Source organism: Streptomyces albospinus (assembly GCF_014648695.1).
GTDB lineage: Bacteria > Actinomycetota > Actinomycetes > Streptomycetales > Streptomycetaceae > Streptomyces > Streptomyces albospinus.
In genome coordinates this window covers 333454-359048 of the sequence record NZ_BMRP01000002.1, presented here as the reverse complement: position 1 = coordinate 359048, position 25595 = coordinate 333454, and the positions used below count along the sequence as shown (strand labels likewise).

24 protein-coding genes are annotated in these 25595 nt (G+C 70.9%); 19 read left to right on the top strand and 5 right to left on the bottom strand.

Annotated elements, in window-relative coordinates:
• Nucleotides 1-6: 6 nt before the first annotated feature.
• Both IEZ17_RS04885 and IEZ17_RS04880 read right to left on the bottom strand, forming a co-directional pair.
• Nucleotides 7-1347, bottom strand: coding sequence for a D-arabinono-1,4-lactone oxidase (locus IEZ17_RS04885; RefSeq protein WP_189296722.1), 1341 nt, complete (start codon nt 1345-1347; stop codon nt 7-9).
• A 439-nt stretch (nt 1348-1786) separates the two neighbouring features.
• Nucleotides 1787-3073 (bottom strand): MFS transporter, encoded by a 1287-nt coding sequence (locus IEZ17_RS04880; RefSeq protein ID WP_189296720.1) that lies wholly within the window; start codon nt 3071-3073, stop codon nt 1787-1789.
• Between the two features lie 169 nt (nt 3074-3242).
• Here IEZ17_RS04880 and IEZ17_RS04875 point away from each other — a divergent pair, with 169 nt between their 5' ends.
• Both IEZ17_RS04875 and IEZ17_RS04870 read left to right on the top strand, forming a co-directional pair.
• Complete coding sequence (locus IEZ17_RS04875; protein WP_189296718.1) at nt 3243-4397, top strand: ferrochelatase; 1155 nt, start codon at nt 3243-3245, stop codon at nt 4395-4397.
• Between the two features lie 79 nt (nt 4398-4476).
• Entirely contained in the window at nt 4477-5292 is an 816-nt protein-coding gene (locus IEZ17_RS04870; protein ID WP_189296716.1) for an inositol monophosphatase family protein, read from the top strand.
• A gap of 83 nt (nt 5293-5375) precedes the next feature.
• Here the strand turns inward: IEZ17_RS04870 and IEZ17_RS04865 are convergent, their stop codons facing one another.
• A complete protein-coding gene (locus tag IEZ17_RS04865) occupies nt 5376-5549 on the bottom strand; it encodes a hypothetical protein (RefSeq protein ID WP_189296714.1) in 174 nt (57 codons plus the stop codon).
• 308 nt (nt 5550-5857) lie between these two features.
• Here IEZ17_RS04865 and IEZ17_RS04860 point away from each other — a divergent pair, with 308 nt between their 5' ends.
• The 4 genes from IEZ17_RS04860 (at nt 5858) to IEZ17_RS04845 (ending at nt 9491) form a co-directional block, all read left to right on the top strand.
• The gene (locus IEZ17_RS04860; RefSeq protein WP_159507649.1) at nt 5858-6511 is read left to right on the top strand and encodes a response regulator transcription factor; all 654 of its coding nucleotides are present in this window, start codon (nt 5858-5860) and stop codon (nt 6509-6511) included.
• Nucleotides 6512-6517: 6 nt separating this feature from the next.
• Nucleotides 6518-7780, top strand: coding sequence for a sensor histidine kinase (locus IEZ17_RS04855; RefSeq protein ID WP_189296712.1), 1263 nt, complete (start codon nt 6518-6520; stop codon nt 7778-7780).
• A gap of 525 nt (nt 7781-8305) precedes the next feature.
• Entirely contained in the window at nt 8306-8608 is a 303-nt protein-coding gene (locus tag IEZ17_RS04850; RefSeq protein ID WP_016575747.1) for a DUF4193 domain-containing protein, read from the top strand.
• Nucleotides 8609-8708: 100 nt separating this feature from the next.
• Nucleotides 8709-9491 (top strand): hypothetical protein, encoded by a 783-nt coding sequence (locus IEZ17_RS04845; protein WP_189296710.1) that lies wholly within the window; start codon nt 8709-8711, stop codon nt 9489-9491.
• On the opposite strand, the gene IEZ17_RS04840 is transcribed toward IEZ17_RS04845, so the two are convergent.
• The gene (locus IEZ17_RS04840) at nt 9431-9874 is read right to left on the bottom strand and encodes a DUF3093 domain-containing protein (protein ID WP_189296708.1); all 444 of its coding nucleotides are present in this window, start codon (nt 9872-9874) and stop codon (nt 9431-9433) included. The two genes, IEZ17_RS04845 and IEZ17_RS04840, sit on opposite strands and share 61 nt — an antisense overlap.
• Nucleotides 9875-9932: 58 nt before the next feature.
• Between IEZ17_RS04840 and IEZ17_RS04835 the strand changes: the two genes are divergently transcribed.
• The 9 genes from IEZ17_RS04835 to IEZ17_RS44360 all read left to right on the top strand — a co-directional run bounded on the left by IEZ17_RS04835 (nt 9933) and on the right by IEZ17_RS44360 (nt 19205).
• Complete coding sequence (locus IEZ17_RS04835; protein WP_189296706.1) at nt 9933-10526, top strand: PaaI family thioesterase; 594 nt, start codon at nt 9933-9935, stop codon at nt 10524-10526.
• Nucleotides 10523-11044 carry a dUTP diphosphatase gene (dut, locus tag IEZ17_RS04830; protein ID WP_189296704.1) on the top strand — a complete coding sequence of 174 codons (522 nt, stop codon included), beginning with the start codon at nt 10523-10525 and terminating at the stop codon, nt 11042-11044. The genes IEZ17_RS04835 and dut overlap by 4 nt, the downstream gene beginning before the upstream one ends.
• A gap of 1 nt (nt 11045) precedes the next feature.
• A complete protein-coding gene (locus tag IEZ17_RS04825) occupies nt 11046-11813 on the top strand; it encodes a DUF3710 domain-containing protein (protein WP_229851860.1) in 768 nt (255 codons plus the stop codon).
• A 326-nt stretch (nt 11814-12139) separates the two neighbouring features.
• Nucleotides 12140-12229: a K(+)-transporting ATPase subunit F gene (gene kdpF, locus IEZ17_RS04820; RefSeq protein WP_016575741.1), complete on the top strand. Its 90-nt coding sequence runs from the start codon at nt 12140-12142 to the stop codon at nt 12227-12229.
• Between the two features lie 31 nt (nt 12230-12260).
• Entirely contained in the window at nt 12261-13937 is a 1677-nt protein-coding gene (gene kdpA, locus IEZ17_RS04815; RefSeq protein ID WP_189296700.1) for a potassium-transporting ATPase subunit KdpA, read from the top strand.
• A gap of 32 nt (nt 13938-13969) precedes the next feature.
• Complete coding sequence (gene kdpB, locus IEZ17_RS04810) at nt 13970-16069, top strand: potassium-transporting ATPase subunit KdpB (protein WP_189296698.1); 2100 nt, start codon at nt 13970-13972, stop codon at nt 16067-16069.
• A gap of 5 nt (nt 16070-16074) precedes the next feature.
• On the top strand, nt 16075-16743 hold the full coding sequence (gene kdpC / locus IEZ17_RS04805) for a potassium-transporting ATPase subunit KdpC (RefSeq protein WP_189296696.1): 669 nt from the start codon (nt 16075-16077) through the stop codon (nt 16741-16743).
• Between the two features lie 667 nt (nt 16744-17410).
• Entirely contained in the window at nt 17411-18589 is a 1179-nt protein-coding gene (locus IEZ17_RS04800) for an alginate lyase family protein (RefSeq protein WP_189296694.1), read from the top strand.
• Nucleotides 18590-18629: 40 nt separating this feature from the next.
• Nucleotides 18630-19205 carry a DUF6193 family natural product biosynthesis protein gene (locus tag IEZ17_RS44360; protein ID WP_373299723.1) on the top strand — a complete coding sequence of 192 codons (576 nt, stop codon included), beginning with the start codon at nt 18630-18632 and terminating at the stop codon, nt 19203-19205.
• Here the strand turns inward: IEZ17_RS44360 and IEZ17_RS04795 are convergent.
• Entirely contained in the window at nt 19127-19693 is a 567-nt protein-coding gene (locus IEZ17_RS04795; RefSeq protein ID WP_189296691.1) for a GNAT family N-acetyltransferase, read from the bottom strand. The genes IEZ17_RS44360 and IEZ17_RS04795 overlap by 79 nt on opposite strands.
• Nucleotides 19694-20713: 1020 nt before the next feature.
• Between IEZ17_RS04795 and IEZ17_RS04790 the strand changes: the two genes are divergently transcribed.
• The 4 genes from IEZ17_RS04790 (at nt 20714) to IEZ17_RS04775 (ending at nt 25545) form a co-directional block, all read left to right on the top strand.
• On the top strand, nt 20714-23269 hold the full coding sequence (locus IEZ17_RS04790; protein ID WP_189296689.1) for a DUF4118 domain-containing protein: 2556 nt from the start codon (nt 20714-20716) through the stop codon (nt 23267-23269).
• A gap of 196 nt (nt 23270-23465) precedes the next feature.
• The gene (locus tag IEZ17_RS04785) at nt 23466-24149 is read left to right on the top strand and encodes a response regulator (protein ID WP_189296687.1); all 684 of its coding nucleotides are present in this window, start codon (nt 23466-23468) and stop codon (nt 24147-24149) included.
• Between the two features lie 145 nt (nt 24150-24294).
• Nucleotides 24295-24693 (top strand): OB-fold nucleic acid binding domain-containing protein, encoded by a 399-nt coding sequence (locus IEZ17_RS04780; RefSeq protein WP_189296685.1) that lies wholly within the window; start codon nt 24295-24297, stop codon nt 24691-24693.
• 3 nt (nt 24694-24696) lie between these two features.
• A complete protein-coding gene (locus tag IEZ17_RS04775) occupies nt 24697-25545 on the top strand; it encodes a DUF3159 domain-containing protein (protein WP_189296683.1) in 849 nt (282 codons plus the stop codon).
• Nucleotides 25546-25595: the final 50 nt, after the last annotated feature.

Sequence of the window (25595 nt, the reverse complement as noted above, 5' to 3'; positions counted from 1 at the left end):
CACCGCTCAGTCGCCCAGGACCTGCCGCAGATACCCGTTGGCGAAGCGGCGCTCCGGGTCCAGCCGCTCGCGGAGCGCGGTGAACTCACCGAACCGCGGATAGACCTCGGCGAGGTACCCGGCGTCGCGGGTGTGCAGCTTGCCCCAGTGCGGGCGCCCGTCGTGCGCCGTCATGATCCGCTCGGCGGCGGCGAAATACGCCTGGTACGGCGTGCCGCGGTACATGTGCACCGCGATGTACACGGTGTCCCGGCCCGAGGCGGTGGACAGCGCGATGTCGTCGGCCGGCGCGGTCCGCACCTCCACCGGGAAGCTCACCCTGAGGTCCGACCGCTCCACCATCGCCTTCAGTTGCCCCAGCGCCTGGACCGCGGCCTTCCTCGGCAGTGCGTACTCCATCTCCACGAAGCGCACCCGCCGCGGCGAGGTGAACACCTTGTACGGGATGTCGGTGTACGTACGGGCCGACAGCGCGCGGCTGGAGATCTTGGCGATGCCCGGTATCGCGGCCGGTACCGCCCGGCCGACGGCGCACGCGACCTGGAAGACGCCGTTGGACAGCAACTCGTCCCCGATCCAGGCGCTCACCCTCCCGGGGGGTGCGGCCGGGCCCTGGCTGCGGTTGTTGCGCTTGGTGTTGCAGTTGCCGGTGTGCGGGAACCAGTAGAACTCGAAGTGCTCGTTATCGGCGGCCAGTTCGTCGAAGCGGCCGGTCACCTCGTCGAACGGCATCGGTTCCTCACGGGCCGTCAGCAGGAACTCCGGCTCCACGGCGAAAGTCAGTTCACTGATGACGCCCAGTGCGCCCAGGCCCAGCCGCGCCGCGGCGAAGACGTCCGGGTTCTCCTCGGCGGAGCAGCGGAGGACCGAGCCGTCGGCCGTGACCAGTTCCAGCGCGGTGATCTGGGCCGCGATCGAGGCGGAGTCGCGGCCGGTGCCGTGGGTGCCGGTACTGGTGGCCCCGGAGACGGTCTGCTCCATGATGTCGCCCATGTTGGTCAGCGACAGTCCGTGCGCGGCCAGTGCCCGGTTGAGGTCCTTGAGCGGGGTGCCCGCAGCCACGGTCACCGTCCCGGCCTCGCGGTCGATCCTGCGTACGCCGGTGAGCCGCTCCGGGCGGATCAGCAGCCCGTCGGTGGCCGCGGCCGGGGTGAAGGAGTGCCCGGCGCCGACCGCCTTGACCGTCAGCCCGTCCGCCGCCGCGGTGCGCACGGCGGCCGCCAGCTCCTCCGTGCTCGCCGGCGCCGCGATCCGGGCGGGGCGGGCGGTGACGTTCCCCGCCCAGTTGCGCCAGGGTCCTGCCGAGCCGCGTCCTCCCGAGCCGCCGATGACATCGGTGACCGCCATGGTGACGTCCCCTCCCCTCCGCGCGGGCCGGCCGTGTTCGACCGCCGTTGGTGTCAGCGCATGATGTCAGTCACCGACGCGACATCCAGGCGGGGTGACGGGAATCACACGGCCAGGGAATCGGCCGTAATCGCCCGGCTCCCGGACATGTCGTACTGCGGGTAACAGGCGACGCCGGCCGGGTCGTTGGGGGAGTCGCCTGCCCGGGGACGTGGCGGGCTGCCGAGTGCGCACCACCCGGAAGCGGTCCTCGGGAGTGCCACGCGTGCCGTGGAGCAGAGAGGTGCGCCGATGTCACCGGTGGAGCAGAGGGGTGCGTCGGTTTTCGTGATGGAGCAGAGGGGGGCGACGGTCCTCGTGAGGGAGCAGCGTCGGCTTTCTTGACGGTGCAGAGAGGTGCGCCGGTGTCGCGTACGCCGCCGGGGTGGTTTCCCGGAGGTCAGTTCGCCCGTGACGGGTCGTGCCGCTCGTCGGCCGGGATCCCCGCCGGGGACGGGATGCCCCTGGCCGCCGGGGTGGACGGGGACGGCGCGGGCCCGGGGCGGAGCCAGCGGTAGCCGGCGAGCGCGACCAGTGCGGCGAGTACGCCCGCGGTCAGCGGCACCAGATACGCCCGGTCGGCTCCGGCGGCGTCCACCACCCAGCCGGCCGCCGACGAACCGAGCGCGACCCCCACCGCCAGGCCGGTGCTCGTCCACGTCATGCCCTCGGTCAGCTGCGCCCGCGGCACATGCTCCTCGACCAGCGCCATGGTGGTCACCATCGTCGGCGCGATCGACAGCCCCGCCAGGAACAGCGCGGCGCCCAGCAGCGTCAGCGACCCCGTCAGCGACGCCACCGCCTGGAGCGGCGCCATGCTCACCGCCATCGCCGCCACCCCCACCAGCCACCGGCGCGACGGGTGCCCCGAGAGGTGCAGCAGCCCGAACACCGCACCGGCCACGCACGACCCGAGGGCGTACACCGCGAGGACCAGGCTCGCCGCGGCCTTGTGGCCCTGCTCCTGGGCGAACGCGACGGTCACCACGTCGATCGCCCCGAAGATCGCGCCGGTCGCGACGAACGTCCCCACCAGCACCCGCAGCCCCCGCGAGCGCAGTGCCGACCCCTTGGCATGCTGCTCCCGCGGGTGCGGCACCGGCTCCGTCGCACGCTGCGCGGTCAGCCAGAAGACCCCCGCGGCCAGGAACCCCCCGGCCAGCAGCGGCCCCGCCTCTGGGAACCACGCCGTCGACAGGCCGATGGAAAGGATCGGGCCGAGGATGAAGCACATCTCGTCGACGATCGACTCCCACGAATACGCGGTGTGCAGCTCGCGCGGGGAGCCTCGGTACAGCTCCGCCCACCGTGCCCGGACCATCGACCCGACGCTCGGCACGCAGCCCGCGCAGGCCGCGAAGCAGAACAGCGTCCAGTCCGCCCAGCGCTGCTGGGCGCTCAGCAGCAGCCCGGCGATCGCGGCGAGCGACACCAGGGTGGCCGGACGCAGCACCCGCCGCTGGCCGTGCCGGTCGACCAGCCGGGAGATCTGCGGGCCGATCAGGGCCGCCGACAGCGCGATCGTCGCGGACAGCGCCCCCGCCAGGCCGTAGCGGCCGGTCAGCTGGGACACCATCGTGACGACGCCGATACCCGTCATCGACAGCGTCATCCGGCCCAGCAGCCCGGCGGCGGAGAAGGACTTGGTGCCGGGACGGCCGAAGATGGCGCGGTAGGGACTGGGCAACGGGGGTGCTCCGCCGGGTCAGGACCGAAACTCGGTAAGGAATGTCTGTGGCCCATACAGGTTACGGGCGAAGGGGTGCCCGGCGCCTCCCGATTTCCGCCGGGTCCCCGCCGGCCGCCCCGGGGGCCTGGCCCCCCGTATCCGAGGCCGGGGTGGGAGGATCGGAGGCATGCCCGAACAGCACGATCACCGCCCCTATGACGCCCTGCTGCTGCTGTCCTTCGGAGGCCCCGAAGGACCCGACGACGTCGTGCCCTTCCTGGAGAACGTCACCCGCGGCCGCGGCATCCCCCGCGAGCGGCTCAAGGAGGTGGGCCGGCACTACTTCCTGTTCGGCGGCGTCAGCCCCATCAACGCACAGAACCGGGAACTCCTCGACGCGCTGCGCAAGGACTTCGCCGAACACGGCCTCGACCTGCCCGTCTACTGGGGCAACCGCAACTGGGCGCCCTACCTGACCGACACCCTGCGCACCATGGTCACCGACGGCCACCGCCGCATCGCCGTCCTGGCCACCAGCGCCTACGCCTCGTACTCCGGCTGCCGGCAGTACCGCGAGAACCTCGCGGACGCGCTGGCCGCCCTCCAGGCCGAGGGCCTGCCGGTACCCCGGGTCGACAAGCTGCGGCACTACTTCAACCACCCCGGCTTCATCCGCCCGATGATCGACGGGGTGCTCGCCTCCCTGGCCGAACTCCCCGAGGACACCCGGGCCGACGCCCACATCGCGTTCACCACGCATTCCATCCCCACCGCAGCCGCCGACACCTCCGGTACGCCCGCCGACCACACCGAGGGCGGTGAGGGCGGCGCCTACGTGGCGCAGCACCTGGACGTCGCACAGGTGATCGCCGACGCCGTACGGGAGGAGACCGGCGTCGCCCACCCCTGGCGGCTCGTCTACCAGTCCCGCAGCGGCGCCCCGCACATCCCGTGGCTGGAACCCGACATCTGCGACCACCTGGAGGAGCTGCACGGCTCCGGCGTCCCGGCCGTCGTCATGGCGCCCATCGGCTTCGTCTCGGACCACATGGAGGTCAAGTACGACCTGGACACGGAGGCCACCGCCAAGGCCGCCGAACTGGGCCTGCCGGTCGCCCGCTCGGCCACCGTCGGCGCCGACCCGCGGTTCGCCGCGGCCGTCCGCGACCTCCTCCTGGAGCGCGCGGCCACCGAACGGGGCCGCACCCCGGAGCGCTGCGCCCTGGGCGCGCTCGGCGCCGGGCACGACCTCTGCCCCATCGGCTGCTGCCCGGCGCGCACCCCCCGCCCGGCCGCCGCCGGCGCCGACTGGGAGGGCCCGGTCGCCCAGGCCCCCGCTTAGGGTCTGTCCGGAGGGTCGGGGTCGGACAGGCCCCAGGCCCCGCACGCCCCCGACCCCGCTCGTCCGAGCAAGGAGCATCGTGCCCGACCCGCAGCACCCCGACCCCCGCCACGACGAACTCCTCGAACTGGCCCTGGAAGCCGCCCGCCGCGCCGGCACCCTGCTGCGCGACAGCCGCCCCGCCGACCTCGGCGTGGCCGCCACCAAGTCCAGCCCCATCGACGTCGTCACGGAGATGGACCTCGCCTCCGAGAAGCTGATCACCGACTTCATCGGGGAGCACCGCCCCGATGACGGCTTCCTGGGGGAGGAGGGCGCCGGCGTCGAGGGCACCAGCGGCGTCCGCTGGGTCATCGACCCCGTGGACGGCACCGTCAACTACCTCTACGGGCTGCCCTCTTGGGCCGTGTCGATCGCGGCGGAGCAGGACGGCGAGGCGGTCGTCGGGGTCGTCGCCGCCCCGATGCGCCAGGAGACCTACCAGGCCGTCCGGGGCCGCGGCGCCCTCCGCAACGGCGAGCCGATCCGCCACCGGCCCGCCCCGCCGCTCTCCCAGGCCCTCGTCGGTACGGGCTTCGGCTACCTCACCGAGCGCCGTGCCGCCCAGGCCGAGGTCGCCCGCACCCTGATCCCGCAGGTCCGCGACATCCGGCGCGGCGGCTCGGCCGCGATCGACCTGTGCGACGTGGCCTGCGGACGGCTCGACGCCTACTACGAGCGCGGGCTGAACCCCTGGGACCTGGCGGCCGGGGTGCTGATCGCCACCGAGGCCGGCGCGCTCACCGGGGGCCGCCCCGGCAAGGCCGCCTCCCACGAGCTGACGCTCGCCGCCTCACCGGCCCTCTTCGCCGAGCTCCAGCCGCTGCTGGACGACCTCGGCGCCTGGCACGACTGACCCGCTCCGCAGGAGCACAGAACAGCGCCCCGGCACCATCCACTGGTGCCGGGGCGCTGCCGCGGTCGTGCCGGGCCGGGGAATCAGGCGCTGACGGCGCCGTAGCGCACCCCGTGCTCGGTCGCCAGGCGCTGCAGGTCCTCGAGCTCCGCCTGCTCCACCTCGGCGAGGAAGTCGTCGCCCGCAGCGCGGGCCCGGTCCAGATCGGCTTCGGTCTTCTCTATGCGCTGCAGAATGCCTGCGGTGAACGCGTCCATGGTGCGCCCCCTCGTCGTGGGTCGGTGGCACGGGGGTGTGCCGACGGGTGGGTCGATCACGGCGTGGTCCCTGCGGGTGGGGATGGCGGCAAAACGCCGATACAGGGCGTGATCGCGGGTGTGCAGACGTCCTCCCCACGGGCACCCTCAGGGAAACCTCAACCGGTCCGGGAATCCTCGCGTCCGGCCGCTCCGCACCCCCTCCGGCCCCCTCTTACAGCCGGTTTATGGCTCTTCGGGGCAGGATGGAAGGGCTCTGGAACATTGTTGTGCCCTGCTCATGAGGGCCGTGAGGAAGGACTTGCGACGTGCGTGTTCTCGTCGTCGAGGACGAGCAGCTGCTCGCCGATGCGGTGGCCACCGGACTGCGCCGGGAGGCCATGGCCGTCGACGTGGTCTACGACGGCGCCGCCGCAGTGGAACGGATCGCGGTAAACGACTACGACGTCGTCGTCCTCGACCGCGACCTCCCGCTCGTCCACGGCGACGACGTCTGCCGCAAGATCGTCGAGTTGGGTGTGCCCACCCGCGTGCTGATGCTCACCGCCTCCGGCGACGTCAGCGACCGCGTGGAGGGCCTGGAGATCGGCGCCGACGACTACCTTCCCAAGCCGTTCGCCTTCACCGAGCTGACCGCCCGGGTCCGCGCCCTGGGGCGCCGTACGACCGTCGCGCTGCCGCCCGTCCTGGAGCGCGCCGGCATCAAGCTCGACCCCAACCGCCGCGAGGTCTTCCGCGACGGCAAGGAGGTCCAGCTCGCCCCGAAGGAGTTCGCGGTCCTGGAGGTCCTGATGCGCAGCGAGGGCACGGTCGTCTCGGCCGAGCAGCTCCTGGAGAAGGCATGGGACGAGAACACCGATCCGTTCACCAACGTCGTCCGGGTCACGGTCATGACGCTCCGCCGCAAGCTCGGCGAGCCCGCGGTGATCGTCACCGTCCCCGGCTCGGGATACCGGATCTGACCGGCGATGCCTTCCCTGCCCTCGTTCTCCAAGCCGGCGGCCCCACCGCCGCCCGCGCCGCCCAAACCGGCCTGGGACCCCAAGCCGGTCAACGTCCGGCCCTTCCCGTGGCTGCGCCCCACCATCCGGATACGGCTCACGCTGCTGTACGGCGGCATGTTCCTGATGGCGGGCATCGTGCTGCTCACGATCATCTACATGCTCGCCGCGGCAGCGCTCCACGACGGAAGCGCGCTCCCGCTGAAGATCCTCGGCGGCAAGTTCCAGTCCACCAGTGACACCTGCGCGCTGCCCACCGAGACGTCCGGGCAGCTGCTCCAGGAGGCCGTCACCAACTGCCTGGCGCACCAGCGCGCGCTGGCCCTCAACAGCCTCCTGAACCGCTCGCTGCTGGCGCTGCTCGGGCTGACCATCGTGGCCTTCGCCTTCGGCTACGCGATGGCCGGCCGGGTGCTGTCCCCCCTGGGCCGCATCACGCGCACCGCGCAGCGGGTGGCCGGCTCCGACCTGCACCGCCGGATCGAGCTGGGCGGGCCCGACGACGAGCTCAAGGAGCTCGCGGACACCTTCGACGAGATGCTGGACCGCCTGGACCGCGCCTTCGAGTCGCAGCGGCGCTTCGTCGCCAATGCCTCGCACGAGTTGCGCACCCCCCTGGCCATCAATCGCACCTTGCTGGAGGTCCAGCTCGCCGACCCGGACGCGTCACCCGAGCTGACCCAGCTGGGCAAGACGCTGCTGGCGACGAACGAGCGCAGCGAGCAGCTGGTGGAGGGCCTGCTGCTGCTCGCCCGCAGCGAGAACAAGGTCGTCGACAAGAGGCCGGTCGACCTGTCCGAGGTCGCCTCGCAGGCGGTCGACCAGACCCGCGAGGAGGCGCAGGCCAAGGGCGTGGAGCTGCGCGGCGTCCGCCAGCAGGTCTTCGTCCAGGGCAACGGCGTCCTCCTGGAGCGGATCGCGCTCAACCTCGTCCAGAACGCGGTGCGCTACAACGTCCCTGAGGGCGGCTGGGTCGAGGTCACCACCGAACCGCAGCCCGGCTGTGCGGTCCTGGTGGTCTCGAACACCGGCCCGGTGGTCCCCGCCTACGAGGTGGAGAACCTCTTCGAGCCGTTCCGGCGGCTGCGTACGGAGCGGACCGGCAGCGACAAGGGCGTCGGCCTGGGCCTGTCCATCGTGCGGTCCGTGGTGCGCGCCCACGACGGCACGATCACCGCCGAGCCTCGGGAGGGCGGTGGGCTCGACATGCGGGTGGTGCTGCCGCTCTGACGAGGGCCGGAGGGCCGCTGTACGGCCGCTGGAAGGCCGAGGGGCCCGCCGGCGACCCGTGGGCTACCGGCGCGTACGGTAGCCCTCCCGGCAGCCGTACACCGCCCTGCCTCCCGGTTTGACGAAAGGGTGGGTGTACGGGGATCCTTCGCCGAGTTCGCTTTGCGCGGAATTCGGCTGGTCCGCCCGCCGTCCTGACCGTGTGTGATCCCTCACAGAGGCGTTTTTCCGGCCATCTACGCTCCGTGATCAAAACGCCTGGTGGAAAGCCGGGAAAATCCGGGTTTCCCAGGCCCCTGATCACGGGAAGTACACGTGATGGGCTCCGCGAGGTGCGACATTCGGACCGTGTACGGTCCTGATCGCCATCCAAACCGATCACCTCTTCAGGGGTGCGGTTGGGTGTCGATTGAGTAACAGACCTTGATGTGAGGCAAAATCTCCGCCTCAGGTCGGGCACAAGTCCGGCCTCTCACGCGTTACGAGCGCTGAGACACCGCAGACACCCAGAGGGGGAGAGCGAAAATGGCTACGGATTACGACACCCCACGCAAGACCGATGACGACCTCAACGAGGACAGCATCGAGGAACTGAAGTCGCGGCGGAACGACAAGTCCGCCTCGGCCGTCGACGTCGACGAGTTCGAGCAGGCCGAGGGCCTGGAGCTGCCCGGCGCCGACCTGTCCAACGAGGAACTCGCGGTCCGCGTGCTGCCCAAGCAGCAGGACGAGTTCACGTGCATGAGCTGCTTCCTGGTCCACCACCGCAGCCAGCTGGCTGCCGAGGACAAGAACGGGAACCCGATCTGCCGCGACTGCGCGGCCTGACCGGCTCTGCGCCGTGCCAGGCGTGAACCCGTTCCGTAAGGGACGCGAGGGCGGCAGAGGTCCGGCGGCCGGCGCACGATCACGCGAGGAAACCGCGCCCGTGCCCGCCGACCCGACCGCCCTCCCCGAGGAGCGGACAACCGGCGCACCGCCGGAGCGGGGCCGCACGGCCTCGCTCGCGGCCACGGTCGGCCGCGGCGCCCGGAAAGGCGGCGGCAGCGTACGGGTGGCGCTCGCCGCGATCGCCGACCGGATCATCGCCACCGCACCGCGGATCCCGGTCCGCGACCTCGCCGCCTTGCGCGCACAGTTCCCCGGACTGACCCCCGAGGAACTGGCCGACAAGCTGGTCGCGGGCGCCTGCGCGGGCACCGCCACGGTCGGCGCGGGGGTGGGCGCGGCGGCCATGCTGCCCGTACCGCCCGCCATGCCCGCCGAACTGGCCACCGAGGTCGCCGGCGTCGCCTCGGTGGAGATCAAACTGATCGCCGAGCTGCACGAGGTCTACGGCCTGCGCCCCCCGGGGAATCCGGCGCAGCGCGCCACCGCCTATCTGACGTCCTGGACGCAGGAACGCGGCATCGACATCGTCAAACCCGCCTCGCTGAACGTCGCGCTCGGCGGGCAGATGAGGCGCGAGCTGCGCCAGCAGGTCATGAAGCGCACGCTGCGCAACCTCCCCAACCTCACGCCGTTCCTGGTCGGCGCCGCCGTCGGTGCGTTCCTGAACCGCCGCGACACCGCAAGACTCGCCGCCAGGATCCGCGCGGACCTGCGCCGCCGGCAGGTGCCCTGGGACGCCCTCCCCGACGACCGGCGCGGTCAGCCGCGCACCGACGCCAGCGCCGAGACCAGGCGCTCCGGCTCCCGCGTCGACAGATAGGCGTAGGGCGTCGGGTCCTCGGGGTCGGTGATCTCCACCCGCACCGCCGTGCGCACATAGCCGCGCAGCAGCATGTAGGCGCGTGCGTCCGCCTTGTACGTCCGCCAGGCCAGCGCCTCGTCGGCGTCCAGCGCCTGCGCCTCGCCCAGCGCCGACAGCGGGATCTTCGCGTCGCCGGCGATCAGCGCGCCGCCCACCACCCGGATCCGCACCGAGCCGTACGAGCTCACCGCCACCGCGGCCAGCGCCGAGCCGCCGATGAGCCCGCCGAGCATCGGGAGCGTCCCGAGGGGGAGCAGCATCAGGGCGCAGGCGATGCCGACCAGCGCGGCGATCACCCACCAGGACCGGGGTGCGGTGAGACGTTCTTCGTACGACTGCATGGCTCCAGCTTGGCACGGCGGCACGGGCCCCTTACGCGCGCGGGTAGGGTCTGCACTCGTGAGTGGAACTGACCAAACCAGGACGCGGCTGACGCCACCCCAGGACGCCGCCGCTCCGGTCCGGCACCCCGATGCGCCGGCGCCCGGAGAACTCCTCGGCGCGCACTACGACCGGTGCTTCGGCTGCGGCACGGGCCAGCCGCACGGGCTGCACCTGGAGGCGCGGGCCGGCGAGGGCGTGAGCGTACGCGCGGAGTTCACCGTCAAGGAGGCCCACCAGGGCGCACCGGGCCTGGCGCACGGCGGGGTCCTGGCCACCGCGCTGGACGAGACGCTCGGGTCGCTGAACTGGCTGCTGCGGGTGATCGCGGTGACCGGCCGGCTGGAGACCGACTTCGTGGCGCCGGTGCCGCTGGGCACGGTGCTGCACCTGGATGCGCGGGTCACCGCGGTGCACGGCCGGAAGATCTACTCGACGGCGGTGGGCCGGATAGGCGGCCCGGACGGCCCGGTGGCGGTGCGCGCCGAGGCGGTCTTCATCGAGGTGAAGGTCGACCACTTCATCGACAACGGAAGGGCCGAGGAGATCCAGGCGGCGATGGCCGACCCGGACCAGGTCAAGCGAGCGCGTGCCTTCGAGGTGAACCCGTGAGTCAGCAACGGAATCCGGTGGATGTGCTGCTGCGGCGGCTGGACCCGGAAGTGCCGGTTCCGGCGTACGGGCATCCCGGCGACGCCGGCGTGGATCTGGTGACCACCGAGGCCGCCGAACTGGCGCCGGGGGAGCGCACCGTGCTCCCCACGGGGGTGTCGATCGCGCTGCCGGACGGCTACGCGGCGTTCGTGCACCCGCGGTCGGGTCTGGCGGCCCGCTGCGGACTGGCGCTGGTGAATGCCCCCGGGACGGTGGATGCCGGGTACCGTGGAGAGATCAAGGTGATCGTGGTCAATCTCGACCCCCGCGAGAGCGTGCGGTTCGAGAGATTCGACCGGATCGCCCAATTGGTCGTCCAGCAGGTCGAGAAGGTGCGCTTCCACGAGGTGGCGGAACTTCCCGGCTCGGCGCGGGCCGAGGGGGGATTCGGGTCCACCGGCGGTCATGCGGCGGTGGGCGGCTCCACGGGCGGGAATGAATACGCATCGGTCGGTGGCGACCGGGAAGGACAGTGACGTGTTCGGACGTCGCAAGAAGAACGAGGCTCCTGTAGAGCCGGCCGAGGACGCGGCGCTCGCCGACGAGGCGGCGGCCGGAGAGGCCGACCGGGACGGCGCGCCGTCGCAGCGGCTCAATCTTCCGCCCGCGCCGCGGCCCGACGGTCCCTGGGACGCGTCGGAGGTCAAGGAGCCCGGCGAGGGCCGGGTGGACCTCGGCGGGCTGTTCGTGCCGGGCGTCGAGGGCATGGAGCTGCGGGTCGAGGTCGCCGGTGACGCGATCGTCGCCGCGACGGTCGTCCTCCAGGACAGCGCCGTGCAGCTCCAGGCGTTCGCCGCCCCCAGGAACGAGGGCATCTGGGGCGAGGTGCGCGAGGAGATCGCCGCCGGTATCACCCAGCAGGGCGGCGTCATCGACGAGGTCGAGGGCCCGCTGGGCTGGGAACTGCGCGCGCAGGTTCCGGTGCAGCTGCCGGACGGGACGAACGGGGTGCAGGTCGTGCGCTTCGTCGGCATCGACGGCCCCCGCTGGTTCCTGCGCGGAGTGATCTCCGGCCAGGGCGCGGTGCAGCCGCAGGCGGCGGGCGTACTGGAGCACATCTTCCGGGACACCGTCATCATCCGCGGCGACGCCCCGATGGCGCCCCGCGACCCGATCGTCCTCAAGCTGCCCGACGACGCCCAGATGGTGCCGGACGGCGTGCAGCAGGACGCGGCCGAGGGGTCGCGCTTCGGCGGTGGCGTGGAGCGCCTGGAGCGCGGACCGGAGATCACCGAGATCCGCTGACGATCTGTCCAGCCCCCTGGAGCGAAGAGGCGCCCAGGGCGGCCGGATCCGGACGGTAGCGAGGGCCCGTATCCCCATTGAGGGGGTACGGGCCCTCGCTGTTTTCGCAGGTCAGAGCGAGATGCGTAAGAAGTCCGTCAACGGGGCGCTAATGGCCGTAAGGGAGGCGTCAACAACGTTCACGCGGTGGCCGGATACCGCTTTGCTTTGGGGGTCCTATCCGCCGCATCCCTCTAGGAGCACACGATGGCCGACGTGGCCTTCGTCATCGTCACCATCGCGGTCTTCGCGGTAGTGGCCCTCGTCGCCAAGGGGGTGACGAAGCTGTGACCATCGAGAACATCGTCGGCCTGATCGTTGCCGTCGCCCTCCTCGGTTACCTCGTCCTCGCCCTCGTCTTCCCGGAGAGGTTCTGAGGTGTCGACTGCTGCCACCGCAACGGCCTCCATGAGTCCCGTTCTCGCAGGCGTGCTCCAGCTCATAGCGCTCATCGCGGCGCTCGCCCTGGCGTACCGCCCCCTCGGCGACTACATGGCCGCCGTGTACTCCTCCCCCAAGCACCTGCGGATAGAGAAGTTCATCTACCGCTGCATCGGTGCCAACGCCGACACCGAGATGCGCTGGCCCGCCTACCTGCGCGGCATCCTGGCGTTTTCGCTGGCCGGAGTCCTCTTCCTCTACGTGATCCAGCGACTCCAGGGGCACCTGCCGCTCTCGCTGGGCTTCGCCTCGATCAGCCCGGACCAGGCGTTCAACACCGCCGCGTCGTTCGTCACCAACACGAACTGGCAGTCCTACAGCGGCGAGCAGGCCATGGGCCACGTCGTCCAGACCGGCGGCCTCGCGGTGCAGAACTTCGTCTCCGCCGCCACCGGCATGGCCGTCGCCGTCGCCCTGGTCCGCGGCTTCGCCCGCTCCCGCACCGGCGAACTCGGCAACTTCTGGGCGGACCTGGTGCGCAGCACCATCCGCATCCTCGTCCCGCTCGCGGTGCTCGCCGCCATCGTCCTGGTCGCCTGCGGCGCCATCCAGAACTTCTCCGGCATCCACGGTGTCGGCCAGTTCTTCGGCGGCTCCCAGCAGACCAACGGCGGCGCGGTGGCTTCCCAAGAAGCCATCAAGGAACTGGGCACCAACGGAGGCGGCTACTTCAACGCCAACTCCGCCCACCCCTTCGAGAACCCCAACGCCTTCACCAACCTCTTCGAGATCTTCCTGATCCTCGTCATCCCGTTCGCGCTGACCCGCACCTTCGGCAAGCTCGTCGGGAACGTGAAGCAGGGGTACGCGATCCTCGCCGCGATGGTCACCATCTGGCTCGGCTTCACCGTGCTGATGATGTGGAGCGAGTTCGCCCACGGCGGCTCGGCCCTTCAGGCCGCGGGCGCCGCCATGGAAGGCAAGGAGACCCGCTTCGGCATCGGCAGCTCCGCGATCTTCTCCGTGGCCACCACGCTCACGTCAACCGGAGCCGTCGACTCCTTCCACTCCTCCTTCACCGCATTCGGTGGCGGGATCCAGCTGCTCAGCATGATGCTCGGTGAGATCGCACCCGGTGGTGTGGGCTCCGGCATCTACGGCATGCTGGTCATGGCGGTCATCGCGGTGTTCATCGCCGGCCTGATGGTGGGCCGCACGCCGGAATACCTGGGCAAGAAGATCAGCACCCGAGAGATCAAGCTCGCCGCCTGCTACATCCTCATCACGCCGGCCCTGGTGCTCCTCTTCACCGCCGTCTCGATGGTGCTGCCGGACGCGCTCGGGTCGATGCTCAACACCAAGGCGCAGGGCGCCGCGCCGCACGGCTTCTCCGAAATCCTCTACGCGTACACCTCCGGTGCCAACAACAACGGCTCCGCGTTCGCCGGACTCAACGCCAACACCCCCTGGTACAACATCACGATCGGCCTGGCGACGCTGCTCGGCCGGTTCCTGCCCATGGTGTTCGTGCTCGCACTCGCCGGCTCGCTCGCCGAGCAGAAGCCGATTCCGGAGACCGCGGGCACCCTCCGTACCGAGAAGCCGCTCTTCGCCGGGCTGCTCGTCGGCACGATCCTGATCATCACCGGTCTGACCTACTTCCCGGCGCTGGCCCTCGGGCCGCTGGCGGAGGGCCTGTCATGACCGCCCCCGTGAAACCGGAGGAGTCCGGCCCCATGTCCACCGCCACTCCGACTCGCGCCCCGCAACAGGACGTCCCCAGCGGGCAGCAGCCCGGCGACGGCCGCGTGGGCGGCGGTCTCTTCGACCCCAAGCAACTCGTCAAGTCCCTGCCCGACGCTATACGCAAGCTCGACCCGCGGGTGATGATCAAGTCCCCCGTGATGTTCGTGGTCGAGGTCGGGTCCGTCCTCACCACGATCTTCGCCTTCAAGACCCCCTCGGAATGGTTCGGTTGGGCGATCGCCGCCTGGCTGTGGCTGACCGTCGTCTTCGCCAACCTCGCCGAAGCGGTCGCCGAGGGCCGCGGCAAGGCGCAGGCCGACACCCTGCGCAAGGCCAAGACGGACACCGTGGCGCGCCGGCTCAACGGCACGGACGAGGAACAGGTCCCCGGCACGGAACTGCGCATCGGCGACCTGGTCGTCTGCGAGGCCGGCGACATCATCCCCGGTGACGGCGATGTCGTCGAAGGCGTCGCCTCCGTCGACGAGTCCGCCATCACCGGCGAATCCGCCCCGGTCATCCGCGAGTCGGGCGGTGACCGCTGTGCGGTCACCGGCGGCACGAAGGTGCTCTCCGACCGCATCGTCATCAAGATCACGACGAAGCCCGGTGAGACCTTCATCGACCGGATGATCAACCTCGTCGAGGGTGCCGCACGGCAGAAGACGCCCAACGAGATCGCGCTGAACATCCTTCTCGCGTCGCTCACCATCGTCTTCCTGCTGGCGGTCGTCACCCTCCAGCCGTTCGCCATCTACGCCGGCGCCGAGCAGTCCATGATCGTGCTGCTCGCCCTGCTGGTCTGCCTGATCCCGACGACCATCGGCGCGCTGCTGTCGGCCATCGGCATCGCCGGTATGGACCGCCTCGTCCAGCGCAACGTGCTGGCCATGTCAGGTCGCGCCGTCGAAGCAGCGGGCGACGTATCGACATTGCTGCTCGACAAGACCGGCACCATCACCTACGGCAACCGCCAGGCCTCCGAGTTCGTCGCCGTACAGGGCGTCACCGAAGCCGAGGTCGCCGAGGCCGCCCAGCTGTCCTCCCTGGCCGACGAGACCCCCGAGGGCCGTTCCATCGTCGTCCTCGCCAAGGACAAGTACGAGCTGCCCGAACGCCACCAGGAAGACCTGACCGGCGCCGAATGGGTGCCGTTCACCGCCCAGACCCGTATGTCGGGTGTGGACGTCGACGGCAGGAAGGTCCGCAAGGGCGCCACCGGTTCGGTCATCGCCTGGGTCCTGGATCGCGGCGGCGACGTCGCCGAGGACGCCCAGCGGCTGACCGAGGAGATCTCCCAGGCCGGCGGCACCCCGCTGCTGGTCGCCCTGGAGGACGAGCGCGGCCCCCGCGTCCTCGGCGTCATCCACCTCAAGGACGTCGTCAAGGAGGGCATGCGCGAACGCTTCGACGAACTGCGCAAGATGGGCATCAAGACCGTCATGATCACGGGTGACAACCCGCTGACGGCCAAGGCCATCGCCGAAGAGGCCGGCGTCGACGACTTCCTCGCCGAGGCCACGCCCGAGGACAAGATGGCGCTCATCAAGCGCGAACAGGCCGGCGGCAAGCTCGTCGCCATGACCGGTGACGGCACGAACGACGCGCCCGCGCTGGCCCAGGCGGACGTCGGCGTCGCCATGAACACCGGAACCTCGGCCGCCAAGGAGGCCGGGAACATGGTGGACCTGGACTCCAACCCGACGAAGCTCATCGAGATCGTCGAGATCGGCAAGCAGCTCCTCATCACCCGGGGTGCGCTGACGACCTTCTCGATCGCCAACGACGTCGCGAAGTACTTCGCGATCATCCCGGCGATGTTCGCGGTTGCCTACCCGGGCCTGGACACCCTCAACATCATGCGGCTGCACAGCTCCCAGTCCGCGATCCTGTCCGCGATCATCTTCAACGCGCTGATCATCATCGCGCTGGTGCCGCTGGCCCTCAAGGGCGTGCAGTACCGGCCGGTCAGCGCCGACAAGATGCTCCGGCGGAACCTCGCGGTCTACGGACTCGGCGGCCTCATCGCGCCGTTCATCGGCATCAAGCTCATCGACATGCTCATCACTCTCATCCCCGGAATCGGGTGACCGCCATGAACAACTCCGTACGCAACACCGCCCGGTTGCTGACGGCGGGGCTGCGCGCCCTGCTCGTGCTGACCGTGGTCTGCGGGGTGATCTACCCCCTGGTGGTCACCGGAGTGGCGCAGGCGGCCTTCCCCGGCACGGCCAACGGATCCGAACTGACCTCGCACGGCAAGGTCGTCGGCTCCTCCCTGCTCGGCCAGCGCTACGACAAGGGCAAGGACAAGCAGGGCAACCCGATCCCGGACCTGCACTGGTTCCAGCCCCGCCCGTCGGCCGGACTGGGCAGCAACCGGACGGCGAAGCCCCCGGTCAACCCCCAGTACGACCTCCAGGTCTCCGGCGCCTCCAACCTGGGGGCCGGCAACACCGACCTGCTCAAGTCGGTGAAGGACGCCAAGCAGTGGGTCGCCACGACGTACGGCGTACCGGAGTCGCAGGTTCCGGCCGATGCGGTGACGTCCTCCGGCTCCGGCCTGGACCCGGACATCTCGCCGGAGTACGCACAGATCCAGGTCAACCGCGTCGCCAAGGAGAACAACCTCCCCGCGGACAAGGTGGAGCAGCTGGTCAAGGACCACACCCAGGGCCGCCAGCTGGGATTCATGGGCGATCCCCGGGTGAACGTGCTGGAGCTGAACGTGGCACTGCGCGACCTGGTGCAGAAGCAGGGCTGAGCGGCGCCTCCATGAGGTGATCGCCGCGGTCGGGTGCGCCGAGCAGCCGACCGCGGCGATCGGCCGGACAGGGCCGCGGCTCCGGCGGGGGATGCGGGTGCGCGGTCCTGAGGGGCTGCGGGCCGGCTGATCCGTGGACATGCGGGAAACGGATCGGCCGGTCTGCGGACCGGATGGCGGGTGGCCCCGAGGACGGTGATCCTCGGGGCCACCCGCTGTTGTGCGGTGGGGAGGCGGTGGGGGAGGCGGGGTGGTGGGGGAGTCGGGGTGAGGCGCGCAGGCGCCGCAGGGGGCTGTGTCCTGCGAGCCGGGAGTGGCGCCGGGGTGGTGGACGGCGTGTCGGCCGGGGGGAGTTGCGCCGTGCACGGCTGCGCGGCGCGTCGACTGGGGGCGTTGCGCGGTGTTGCCGCGCGCGGCGAATCGATCCCGTACCCGCCTTGCTTCACGTACGGATCGGTGAACCAGCCCTCCGGACAGCGCCGTTGCCCCTCCCCATTTTCACGTCCCCTTCTGACGCCAGGTCTTGACGGCATGTGGGCTTGCCCTTACGTTCGCCAGCCATCGCAGGTGTTCATGTCAACGCTCGCCGTTCACGTACGAGAACATCTCCCGTCCGCTCCTGTCCGCTCCCGACCACTGAGCCTCTCGACCGGAAGGCACACCCCCCATGCGCGGAAAGCTCACCCTCGCCGTCGGAGCGCTCCTCGGCACCCTGACGGCGGGCCTGCTCCTGGGCGCCCCGACGTCCGCGGCGCCGGCCGCCTTCACGCACCCCGGTGTCCTCCTGGGCACCCGCCAGCTCGACTTCATCCGCAGCAAGGTCGACTCAGGCGCCGCGCCCTGGAAGGGCGCCTACGACGCCATGATGGCGAGCTCCTACGCCTCGCTCTCCCGTACACCCAAACCCCGTGCCACCGTCGAATGCGGCCCGTACTCCCACCCCAACCACGGCTGCACCGACGAACGCGAGGACGCCCTCGCCGCCTACACCCTCTCCCTGGCCTGGTACGTCACCCGCGACAGCAAGTACGCCGACAAGGCGATCCAGATCATGGACGCCTGGTCCGGCACCATCAAGGACCACACCGACAGCAACGCACCACTGCAATCCGGCTGGGCCGCCTCCACCTGGCCGCGCGCCGCCGAAATCATCCGCTACACCTACAAGGGCTGGCCCAAGGACCGCGTCGACCGTTTCGCCACCATGCTGCGCACCGTGTACCTGCCCAAGGTCATCAACGGCTCCCACAACAACGGCAACTGGGAACTGACCATGATGGAGGCGGCCGTCGGCATCTCCGTCTTCACCGAGGACAAGAGCTCCTACGACAAGGCCATCGGCACCTACCGCGCCCGGGTCCCCGCGTACATCTACCTGAAGTCCGACGGCGCTCTGCCCAGGACGACCCCGGGCAGCGGCCTCAACACCCGCGACAAGGTCATCAAGTACTGGCAGGGCCAGTCCACCTTCGTCAACGGCCTCACCCAGGAGACCTGCCGCGACTTCACCCACACCGGATACGGCCTGTCGGCCATCTCGCACATCGCCGAGACCAGCCGCCTCCAGGGCCAGGACCTCTACCCGGAGGTCGGCGACCGGCTGCGCCAAGCCCTCGACTTCCAGGCCACATACGAGCTCGGCGCCGTTCCGCCGTCGTGGCTGTGCGGCGGCAGCGTCACACGCGGTCTGGGCCCCGTCACCGAAGTCGGATACAACGCACTGCACAACCGGATGGGTTACGCGATGCCCGGCACGCAGAAACTGACGGAGCAGCAGCGGCCGGCCGGCTCCGACAATCTCTTTGTCGCTTGGGAGACACTGACACACGCGGACAACCCCAACTGAGGTGGACCGGGCGGCCATTCGCGTCTGAGGTCGGGGCAGGGTGTCCGGGTCGGCGGCCCGGGCCTGGAACAAGATCCTTACTACTGCCGGCGAGCCCGCCCCGCCGGTGGGCACGCCGCTCCTGGAATCGTTCTCCGAGATGGTGCGGGTGGCGTATGCCGAGCCGCGGTTGCGTCAGCTCTACCCGTGGACGGGCATGAGGGAGCTGCACCTCAGCAGATGCACGGAGTCTCGCCCCACCTGGGACACTCCCCGCTTCGGCACTCTGGGAGGTGGTCGGTACTACGTCGAGGGGCCGAGCGGCAGCAGTCCGCGGATCGCCGCGACCGGCAGCACGCAGGCCGCTGTAGACGAGGTCATCGCGCGACTGCCACCAGGCTGCGGCCTGGCCTTCGTCGGCAATGCGGAGGAATGGGCCGCTCACGAGAGGGCGCAGACCAGTCGGCAGGGCATGACCGTCGGTACGGGAGAAGTTGCCGCGGTGCGGGAATGCCGGATGTCCTCCTGGTCGACAAGCTCCTTGAAGACGTCTGCCAGTCACCAGACGTCGCCCTCGCGCCAGTCACAGGTGAGGTCGGCGTCGAGGTCGAGAGGGGCCGACGTCGGCAGGACGTAGAGGCAGCCGTCCTCGTCCGGCGTGCGTTGGATGCCGTGCGGGCTCAAGGCCCAGGAGGGGCCCCGCCACAGCTGCCAGCCGCGTGCGGCGTAGAAGGTGGTCGCCTCGTCGGAAGCGCTGAGGGCGCCGAGGCCGTAGGCGTTGCGGATCACTCGCTCCAGGGCGTCCATCATGGCCGCGCCATGGCCCCGGCCGCGCCGGTCCGCGCGAACGCCCACCCCCTCTACGTAGCCGCAGCGGAGGGCGCGTCCGTTGTGCAGCAGTCGGCGCTGGACGACGGAGGCATGGCCGATCAGTTCGCCGCCCTCGTGGACCAGGGCGTGCAGTCCGCCGAGTGCGTGCTCCCAGTCTTCGGACGTCATGTCGTCGAACACGTCGAAGAGGAGGGCGCGGGCCGCCTTGAGGGTGGCGGCGTCCATGCCTGAGGTGTGGGTGACGCGTACGTCAGCCGTGCGGGACCGGGACGTCGTGAAGGTCGTGGGCGTCATGACGGCATCGTCGCAGTCGGCCGGTTGGCGGGGCGATGGCTTTAAGGGAGCTGTTCTGCTGTCAGCAATGCGTCAGAGAAGCCGAGTTGAACTGGTGGTCGGGCGGCGTCGGGGATGTGATGGGGAACGACCGGGCGTTCTGCGCCACCGGGGCCGGCCGCCTCACGGCGGTGCGTGGTGTGCGCTGCCCGGTCCGGTCGCCCCACCGGGTGCCGCCGCGGGCGCCGCGTCCCTCTTCGCGCGGCGCCCGCCCCTTGTTGCTGTTGCCGCCCTCCTCGTTGTCGCTGCTTTCCCCGGCCTCTCCGCGACGCGGTGACGTGCATACGGGCCACCCCTCTTTCGCCTGTTACGAGAGCCACTTCGCGGCTGTTCGCTCTGGGGTGTGCCGGGCACGCCGGCCCGCTCGGCACAGTGGCGAGGGAGGAAGGGCCGGCCGGGTGCCGGGCGGGCAGGTGCGACGACGGCGAGGGCGGGATGGCGGCTGACCTGCCGGGGCCGCTGCGCGGGACCCGGCGCGGACCGCTCCATGGGACCCGGCGCGGACCGCGACGGAGCACCGACACCAGCTGTGGCCGGAAAGCCGGCACCGCCCGTGGCGGGAACGCGCCGTAAGGCGTGCAGCCGGCCCGATACGAGCCGCAGTGGACGACCCGACCGGGCCCGGACCAAAGACCCCCGCATGGCACGGGCGGTGCGGAGGCGGGATGTGCCGAGACCGAAGCCACGGAGGCCGAAGGTACCGACGCGAAGGGCGCCGACCGTCATCCTCCGGCCCCACGGCGCTCGCCCCCTTCTCCCACCCCTTCTTCCGCCCCGTGGCCCCGTCACCCCCATGGCCTCGCCGCCCCCGCGCCCGCGGAACCCGTGCCGCACCCCGCCCGCCACCCCCCCACCCCGTATCAGAGTCGCGTCAAGACCGGGCATGAAGCCGCTACCTGCGTGTTTGTACCGTTGTTCGGTAGGTAGGGTCGCATCAGGCCCAGCCCGGTGGGGGCGGGCCGCACGTAAGACAATGGGGCCATGGCACGCGGCAAGCTACGGATATATCTCGGCGCGGCACCGGGCGTCGGCAAGACGTACTCGATGCTGTCCGAGGCGCACCGGCGCATGGAGCGCGGTACGGACGTCGTCGTGGCGTTCGTCGAGCACCACGGCAGGCCCCGCACCGAGGTCATGCTGCACGGGCTGGAGCAGATACAGCGCCGGGAGCTGGAGTACCGCGGCACGGCGTTCACCGAAATGGACGTGGACGCGGTCCTGGAACGCAAGCCCGCCGTGGCGCTGGTCGACGAGCTGGCGCACACCAACGTCCCCGGGTCGCGCAACAGCAAGCGCTGGCAGGACGTCGAGGAGCTGCTGGAAGCCGGGATCACGGTGATCTCGACGGTGAACATCCAGCATCTGGAGTCGCTCGGGGATGTCGTCGAGTCGATAACGGGCGTGCGCCAGCGGGAGACGGTGCCGGACGAGATCGTCCGGCGGGCCGACCAGATCGAGCTGGTCGACATGTCGCCCCAGGCCATCCGGCGGCGGATGGCGCACGGCAACATATACAAGTCGGACAAGGTCGACGCCGCGCTGTCCAACTACTTCCGGCCGGGCAACCTCACGGCGCTGCGCGAGCTGGCGCTGCTGTGGGTCGCCGACCGGGTCGACGAATACCTTCAGGAATATCGGGCGGAGCACTCGATCCGCTCCACCTGGCAGGCGCGTGAGCGGATCGTGGTGGGGCTGACGGGCGGTCCGGAGGGTCGTACGCTCATCCGCCGCGCCGCGCGGATGGCCGCCAAGGGATCGGGCAGCGAGGTGCTCGCCGTCTATATCGCCCGCAGTGACGGGCTGACGTCGGCGTCGCCCAAGGAGCTCGCCGTCCAGCGCAAGCTGGTGGAGGATCTTGGCGGGACGTTTCACCATGTCATCGGCGATGACATACCGAGCGCGCTGCTGGAGTTCGCGCGCGGGGTGAACGCCACCCAGATCGTGCTGGGGTCGAGCCGCCGCAAGGCGTGGCAGTACATCTTCGGACCGGGTGTCGGCGCGACCGTCGCCCGTGATTCCGGGCCCGATCTCGACGTGCACATCGTCACCCACGATGAGGTCGCCAAGGGCCGCGGGCTGCCCGTGCCGCGCGGTGCCCGGCTGGGGCGGGCGCGGATCATCGCCGGGTGGCTGGTCGGCGTGGGCGGCCCGGCGCTGCTGTCGCTGCTGCTCACCAAGATCTCCAACGGTCCGGGCCTGGCCAACGACGTCCTGTTGTTCCTGTTCCTGACCGTCGTCGCGGCGCTGCTGGGCGGACAGCTGCCGGCGCTGGCGTCGGCGGCCGTGGGCTCGCTGCTGCTGAACTTCTACTTCACCCCGCCCGTCCACACCCTGACGATCAACGACCCGAAGAACATGGTCGCCATCGCGATCTTCTTCGCCGTAGCGGTGTCCGTCGCGTCGGTGGTCGATCTCGCCGCCCGGCGCACCCATCAGGCCGCGCGGTTGCGTGCCGAGTCGGAGATCCTGTCGTTCCTGGCGGGCAGTGTGCTGCGCGGTGAGACCACGCTGAACGCCCTGCTGGAGCGTGTCCGGGAGACGTTCGGGATGGACACGGTTTCGCTGCTGGAGCGCAGCAGCGACGTCGATCCGTGGACGTGTGCGGGCCGCGCGGGCGGCAGCGACAGCACGCCGCCGCTGCTGCGGCCCGAGGACGCGGATGTCGACATGCCGGTGGGCGACCATATGGCGATGGCGCTGACCGGCCGGGTGCTGCCCGCCGAGGACCGCCGGGTGCTGGCCGCGTTCGCCGCGCAGGCCGCCGTCGTACTGGACCGGCAGCGGCTGGTCGGCGAGGCGGAGCGGGCCCGGGAGCTCGCCGAGGGCAACCGGATCCGCACGGCGCTGCTGGCCGCGGTCAGCCACGATCTGCGCACGCCGCTGGCCGGCATCAAGGCGTCGGTCACCTCGCTGCGCTCCGATGACGTCGCCTGGTCCGAGGAGGACGAGGCGGAGCTCCTGGCCGGAATCGAGGCGGGCGCCGACCGGCTGGACCACCTGGTGGGCAATCTCCTGGACATGTCCCGCCTCCAGACCGGCACCGTCACCCCGCTGATCCGCGAGATCGACCTCGACGAGGTGGTCCCGATGGCGCTCGGCGGTGTACCGGAGGGGAGCGTCAGCCTCGACATCCCCGAGGAGCTGCCGATGGTCGCGGTCGACCCGGGCCTGCTGGAGCGCTCGGTCGCCAATCTCGTCGAAAACGCCGTCAAGTACAGCCCGGACGGCGAGGCGGTGCTGGTCGCGGCCAGTGCGCTCGGCGACCGGGTGGAGCTGCGGATCGCGGACCGGGGGCCGGGTGTGCCGGACAGTGCCAAGGACCGGATCTTCGAGCCGTTCCAGCGGTACGGCGACGCTCCGCGCGGCGCCGGAGTGGGCCTCGGCCTGGCCGTGGCGCGCGGTTTCGCGGAGGCGATCGGCGGCACGCTCGCCGCGGAGGACACTCCGGGGGGCGGGATGACCATGGTCCTCACCCTGCGGGCCGCTCCGGGCGGCCCGCCGGTTCAGCCCGATCTCCCGGCGCAGGCGACGACATGAGCCCAGCGGGCCATGGCGGAAGCCCCGGGGGCGGCATAGCGTCGCGTCCGCACGACGGTGTGCATCCGCTGCGCGACACGCTTCGGCTCCGCGACACGCGTCCGGGCCTCACCACCGGCCGGACCGTACCGGCCACACTCACCACATGCCCGGCGGGCCTCGCCCGCCGGCGACCGACACCACGAGGAGAACGCCAGTGAACCGGGTGCTTGTGGTCGATGACGAGCCGCAGATCGTCCGCGCCCTCGTGATCAACCTGAAGGCGCGCAAGTACGAGGTCGACGCCGCCCCCGACGGGGCCACCGCCCTCAAACTCGCCGCCGCCCGACACCCCGATGTCATCGTCCTCGATCTCGGTCTGCCCGATATGGACGGCGTCGAGGTCATCAAGGGGCTGCGGGGCTGGACGCGGGTGCCGATCCTGGTGCTCTCCGCCCGGCAGACGTCCGACGAGAAGGTCGAGGCGCTGGACGCGGGCGCGGACGACTACGTGACCAAGCCGTTCGGGATGGACGAGCTGCTGGCGCGGCTGCGGGCGGCGGTGCGCCGGGCCGAGCCGACCGGTCCGGCCGAGGACGAGGTGATCGTGGAGACCGAGGGCTTCACCGTCGATCTCGCGGCCAAGAAGGTCAACCGCGGCGGCCGGGACATCCGGCTGACCCCCACCGAGTGGCATCTGCTGGAGGTCCTGGTCCGCAACCAGGGCCGCCTGGTCAGCCAGAAGCAGCTGCTCCAGGAGGTGTGGGGGCCGTCGTACGGCACCGAGACCAACTATCTGCGGGTCTACATGGCCCAGCTCCGCCGCAAGCTGGAGATCGACCCGTCGCACCCCCGGCACTTCATCACGGAGCCGGGGATGGGGTATCGCTTCGAGCAGTGAGGGGCGGGGCGGCCCGCGGGCCGGGGCGCCGCCCGGGGGGTGCGCAGCGCGGAACCGGGGGCGGTGCCGGTCCGGGGGCGGGGAGGCCGAAGGCGCCGGTTCGAGCGGTGCGGGCGGGCCGGGCGGCCCCCGGTACGCTGGGGTTATGAGTGCTGGGATCCGACCCGAGAAGCCGGCCGGCCGCTTCCGCCGGATGCTCGACAGGCTGTCGTCCTCCGAGGAGGAGCTCCAGTCCGCCGAGTTGCAGGAGGACACGCAGGCGACGGGGTGTACCCGTATATGCGACTGCGACGACCGACAGATAGTGAAGGTCACCGGCACCCTGCGGCATGTGACGCTGCGGCCCCGTGCCGGTGTGCCCGCGCTGGAGGCGGAGCTGTTCGACGGCTCCGCCGCCCTCGACGTGGTGTGGCTCGGCCGCCGTTCCATCGTCGGGATAGAGCCGGGCCGTAAGCTCATCGCCTCGGGCCGCGTCTCCCTGAGCCACGGACGCCGGGTGCTCTTCAATCCCAAGTACGAACTGCGACCGCTCGGACAGGAGTAGCCGGTGACGTCGTACGACCGACCGACCACTGACCCTGACGCATCCTCCGGCCACCACGTGACCGCCCCGGCCGGGCCCTTGGCCCCGCCGGAGGCCGGCGCGGGCCCGGACGCCGGCCGGGAGGTGACGGAGGCGGCGCTGTTCGAGGCGTTCGGCGGCGTGCGCGGCATGGTGGAGACCGTTCTCCCCGGCCTGCTGTTCGTCGCGATCTTCACGGTCAACAAGGATCTGCACATCTCGGCGATCGCCGCGCTGGCCGTGTCGCTGGTGCTGTGCGTGGTCCGCCTGATCCGCAGGGACACCGTCAAGCACGCCTTCAGCGGTGTCTTCGGGGTGGCCTTCGGCGTGGTCTTCGCGATGATGACCGGCAACGCCAAGGACTTCTACCTGCCGGGCATGCTCTACACCCTCGGCCTGGCCCTCGCCTACATCATCACCACCCTCGCGGGCGTCCCGCTGATCGGTCTCATCCTGGGCCCGGTGTTCAAGGAGAACCTCTCCTGGCGCACCCGCAACCCGGGCCGGAAGACGGCGTATGCGAAGGCCAGTTGGGCGTGGGGGCTGATCCTGCTCGCCAAGTGCCTGATCCTCTTCCCGCTGTACTGGTGGGCCGACACCACGCAGCTCGGCTGGGTGCTGGTCGCCCTGAAGATCCCGCCGTTCCTGCTCGCGCTGTATCTGACCTGGGTGTTCCTGGTGAAGGCGCCGGCGCCGATCGATGTCTTCGCCGAGATGGAGGCGCAGGAGAAGGCGGAGGAGGCCGAACGCGAGCGGCAGCGGGGGCTGCTGTCCGCGGCTCCCGACGCGGCTGGCGCCGACCGGCCGGGCAGCGGGCCGCGCCACCGCCGCTGACGGGTCCGCCGCCCGCACCGCACAGCGCGCACAACGCCGGGGCCCGGGAA